The organism is Streptomyces sp., assembly GCF_050698815.1.
GTDB lineage: Bacteria > Actinomycetota > Actinomycetes > Streptomycetales > Streptomycetaceae > Streptomyces.
This window is the reverse complement of record NZ_JBOHCV010000677.1, coordinates 1-4,302: the sequence shown is the minus strand read 5'-3', so window position 1 is coordinate 4,302 and position 4,302 is coordinate 1. Positions and strand designations below refer to the sequence as shown.

The following is a 4,302-nucleotide window of genomic DNA, read 5'->3' as shown; positions in this document are numbered from 1 at the left end:
GGTCCGGCCCGGGGTCCGGGCACGCGCCAAGCCGTTCGCGTGCCCTCGCGGACGCGCTGCGCGGTCTGCTGCTGCCGGGGCACCGGCACACTCCGGTACGGGCCGCGCGCTTCCGGCTCGCCGAGTGCTACCGCGAGTTGGCCTGGCGCTGCGCGCGCCCGGCCGACCATGCGCGACTGGCGGAATGGGCCAACGCCGTACGGCCCACCACCCTCACCTGACGAATGTGACGAGGCGACGAGGCGACCATGGAGACCAGCACGGGCCATCCGGACCCGGGACACACCGCGGCGGGCGAGGTGGAGTTCCACCTGTCCGTGAAGGAGGCGGAGCGGCGCCAGCGCGCCGTCGGCGTCCGGCGCAGCGTATCGGCGGTGCTGCGGGCCGAGTCGGTGGCGCGCGAGGCCGGCGGGCCCGGAGCGGGCACCGGCACCGGCACCGGCGAGGAGTGGCGCATGCCGCCCGGCGGGCTCGGCATTCTCATCGCCGTCGACTTCGCGCAGGACCGGCTCAAGGCCACCCGTGAGGCCGTGTCGGCGGCCATCGAGGCGCTGCCCGACGGCGTGCGCTTCGCGCTGCTGGAGGAGCGGGCGGACGTGCACGGAGTGCCGCGGCAGCCGGAGTGGGAGGTCGCCGGGCTGTGGCAGCGCAGCCGGGCACAGGCCGCCGCCGGGTGGATGCAGCTGAACGCCCCTCCCGAGGGCGGCACCAGTTACTCGGACTGGCTGGCGCGGGCCCGCGCCACATTCGAAGCGACCGAGGCCGGGGCCGGGGCCGGGGCCGGTCCCGCACCGGACATCCGGCATCTGCTCATGATCACCGACGGCACCTCGGGCCGGACGCCGCGTCTGGCGTCCGAACTCGACGCCTGCGCTGGGAAGTTCACCTGCGACGTGCTGGGGGTCGGGGACCGCTGGGAGCCGGACGTACTGACCGAGATCTCCGAACGGCTGCACGGCACCGCCGAGTGCGTCCGTGGCGGCGGGCAGGTCACGGCCCGGCTGACGCGGATGGTGGACCAGCTGCTGCGCACGCGGGTGCCGATGGTGCCCCTGGAGGTGACCGTACGGCCGGGCGTCGAACTGCTCGAGGTCCTTCAACTCGCCCCGCGGCGCAGACTGCTGGAGCCCCTGACCGCACCGGACGGTGAGCCTGCCGGGGGGCAGAGCGGACGGCCGCGGCGGCACGTCTTCGCCACCCGGCTGTGGGCCGAAGCCGAGATCCGGGAGTACGAACTGGTGCTGGGCGCGGACCCCACCGGCGATCCGCTGGACGAGGAGATCCAACTGGCCGCCGTCACCCTCGCCCCCGCGTCCGCCCCCGCGTCCCCGTCGGCGTCCGCGTCCGTACTCGTCCGCTGGTTCCACGAAGGGGCCGGCGCGGCACGGCCTGGCCCGTGGGCGGCACGTGGTGTGACGTCTCCGGTCATCTACCACGGGGATCACACGAAGCTTCACCGTGCCTTCGTGGACGGTTGCAAGGCCCTCGACAGGGGGGAGCGGTCGGTCGCCCTGCAACAGCTGGGCACAGCGGCCCGGCTGGCCCACGAACTGCAGGACACCGCCTCCCTGGACCTGGTACGGCAGGTGGCTCAGGTGCTGGACGCGGCGCACGGCCAGGTGCGGCTGCTTCCCGCGGTGGACCCGGTGGCGCTGCTGGAGACCCGGATGTACTCCCAACGGGTACCGGTCTCACCTGTCTGGGAGGAGGACGGGGACGGACCGGCAAGCACCGAGGGAGAGCTGGAGCCGGAGCTGGTCGACTGCCCCCGGCAGTGCGGGCGGGCCGCGGTGCGAGGCGCCCGGCACTGCGTCGGCTGTGGTGCCGCCCTGTGAGGAGCCTCCTGCACCGCCTGCGCCGCCTGCCGTCCGCGCCCACCCAACGGCTGCTGCTGACCCATCTGTTCGCCCTGCTGGCGCTGACCGCGGTCAGCACCTGTGCGCTGCTGGTCTCGTACCACGTGGTGCACCGCACCCCCGGGGAGATGCGCGACCGTATGGCGCCGGCGATACAGGAGGTCGCCGCCACCCGTGCGGCCCTGCTGCGGGCGCAGGCCGCGGCCGCCGTCACCGCGGGGGACGAGGAGCTGACCGAGGTGGTGGGAGCGGGCGAGGAATACCGCACCCAGCTGTCGGCAGCCGACCAGAGCCTGTCACGGGTGGCCGAGAGGCAGCTCGCGGGCGAGGACGGCCGGAGCACGCTGGAGGCCGTCAACGGCCTGCTGACCGTATACGCGGACGCGGTCGGCCAGTCGACGGGCAAGTACGCGCACGACAGGCTGATGCGGGAACAGAAGCTGGCAGAGGCCCAGTCGATCCTGCGACGCGGGGAGACCGGCGTCGTCCCGCGGCTCGACGGCCTCCAGCAGAAGCAGGTGTCGGCGCTGCGCGCGCGAGCCTCCTTCGGAGCGGCGCAGACCACGGGCTGGGTGGTGACGGAGCTGAGTCTGCTCGTGCTGGCGCTGGTGCTGGTCTCCGCGTGGTGGACGCTGCGACGGCGCTGCGGGCGGATGTTCAACGGCTGGCTGCTGGCCACGCTGCTGCTGACCGTACTGCTCGCCGTGCTGCCGCTGTGGTGGACGGTGAACACACAGCGGCAACTCGACGCCGGGCGCGCGCAGTTGGCGGCCATCCAGGGAGACGCCAACCGGGAGCAGATCACCGATGCCGCCGAGTCCGTGCGCACGGCCATGGACTCCACCGATCCGAGCACCGCGCGCGCACCCTGGATCGCGGCGGGCTGCGGCGCGCTCGTCCTGCTCCCCCTGGTGGGCCTGGGGTGGCGGCTGTACGCCGACTACGAGAGGGCCGCACCGTGATCCGTCACCTCCGTTCGGGCATCACCGTGCTGGTGCTCGTCCTGACCGCCACGGCCTGTTCCGGTGGCGCGGAACCCGGCGGGTCCGAGGCCGGGGACCGCCCGGTCAAGGTGCTGGGCCCGTGGACGGGCAAGCAGGAGGACGCGTTCCGGGCGCTGCTGGACAAGTCGAAAGTGGACTACATCTACCAGGGCACCGCCGCACAGCGGGAGGTCCTGCTCTCCCAGGTGCAGGCGGGCACACCCCCGGACATCGCGGTGATGCCCAACGTCGGCGAGCTGGCCGACTACGCCCGCGACGGTCAACTCCGGTCGCTGGAGGGGCTGTACGAGCCGACGCGGTACGGCCCGCCCTGGGTCCCCCGGGCGAGCGGCACCGGCCACAGCTACTGGGTCCCGGTGAAGGCCGACCTGAAGAGCATCGTCTGGCACCGCTCCGACGACGGCCCCCCGGCCGAGCGGCCGCCCCGGATCGACGAGTGGTGCGTCGGCATGGGCGACGACGGCGCCTCCGGATGGCCCGGCAGCGACTGGATCGAGGACATCCTGCTGCAGCGGTACGGGCCGCGGCTGTACGCGCGTTGGGCGGGCGGCGCCGAGAAGTGGACCAGCGAGCGGGTCGAGAGCGTCTGGCGCGGCTGGGGCACGCTGCTGAAGCAGAGCAGCGGAAAGGCCAAGCGCGCGCTGCTCACCGATCACCGGGGAGAAGCGGGCAAGGACGGGCTGCTCTACAGCGGCGGCCGGCGCACCTCGAGTCCCTGCACCCTGGAGCACCAGGGCTCCTTCGCCCGTACCTTCTACGACGACAAGGCCGCGGGCGCGCGCTTCACCCTCTCCCACACGTTGCTTCCCGGCGGTCCCTATCCCGAACGGGGACGCGAGGTGAGCGCCGACTACGCGGCGATGTTCACCAGGACGGATCAGTCCCAGAAGCTGCTGAGGTACCTGGCGTCGGCCGATGTCCAGCAGCGCTGGGCTAAGCAGAACAAGCCGCCCGTCTACCCCTTCTCCGCCAACTCCGGGGTGAGCGACCGTACTCACGACGACCGCACCTCCCAGCGGATCGCGACACTGCTCACCGACGAGAAGGCCGCCCGCTGCCTGGACGCCTCCGACACGATGCCGCCCGCGGTACGGGACGCCTTCTACGAGGCGACGCTGCGCTTCATGAGCAACCCGGACGACCCGCGGCCATTGCTCAAGGGCATCCAGAAGGTGCAGCAGGTGGAGCAGGACAAACTGCGCGCACAGGGAGAGTTGAGGAAGGACGGGACGTGGATGACGGGCATCTGCAGCTAGTGCCGTGACCGGCAATGTTCGCCCGTTGAGGAGCGTCGTCCAGTCATGGGGTCGCCCCGGGCCGCAGGCCCAGGGCTTGGGGTCTCCCCGGGCCGCAGGCCCAGGGGATGCGAAGCGCAAGGCGGCCGGAAGTCCTTGTAGCGGAGCTACCAGGACTTTTAGCCAACGCTGGGGGCACTCCCCCTG

Annotated in this window: 4 protein-coding genes; all 4 read left to right on the top strand. The window is 72.6% G+C overall.

The genetic code is table 11. The annotated features are described in order from the left end of the window. The coding region (locus ACRDP3_RS24255; protein ID WP_431519126.1) for a hypothetical protein at window positions 1-221 on the top strand (221 nt) is incomplete at its 5' end. 27 nt (window positions 222-248) lie between these two features. Next, entirely contained in the window at window positions 249-1,835 is a 1,587-nt protein-coding gene (locus ACRDP3_RS24250) for a hypothetical protein (protein ID WP_431519125.1), read from the top strand. Beyond that, the gene (locus ACRDP3_RS24245; protein ID WP_431519124.1) at window positions 1,832-2,818 is read left to right on the top strand and encodes a hypothetical protein; all 987 of its coding nucleotides are present in this window, start codon (window positions 1,832-1,834) and stop codon (window positions 2,816-2,818) included. Before ACRDP3_RS24250 ends, ACRDP3_RS24245 begins: the two co-directional genes overlap by 4 nt. Further along, window positions 2,815-4,116 (top strand): ABC transporter substrate-binding protein, encoded by a 1,302-nt coding sequence (locus tag ACRDP3_RS24240; RefSeq protein ID WP_431519123.1) that lies wholly within the window; start codon window positions 2,815-2,817, stop codon window positions 4,114-4,116. Before ACRDP3_RS24245 ends, ACRDP3_RS24240 begins: the two co-directional genes overlap by 4 nt. Window positions 4,117-4,302: the final 186 nt, after the last annotated feature.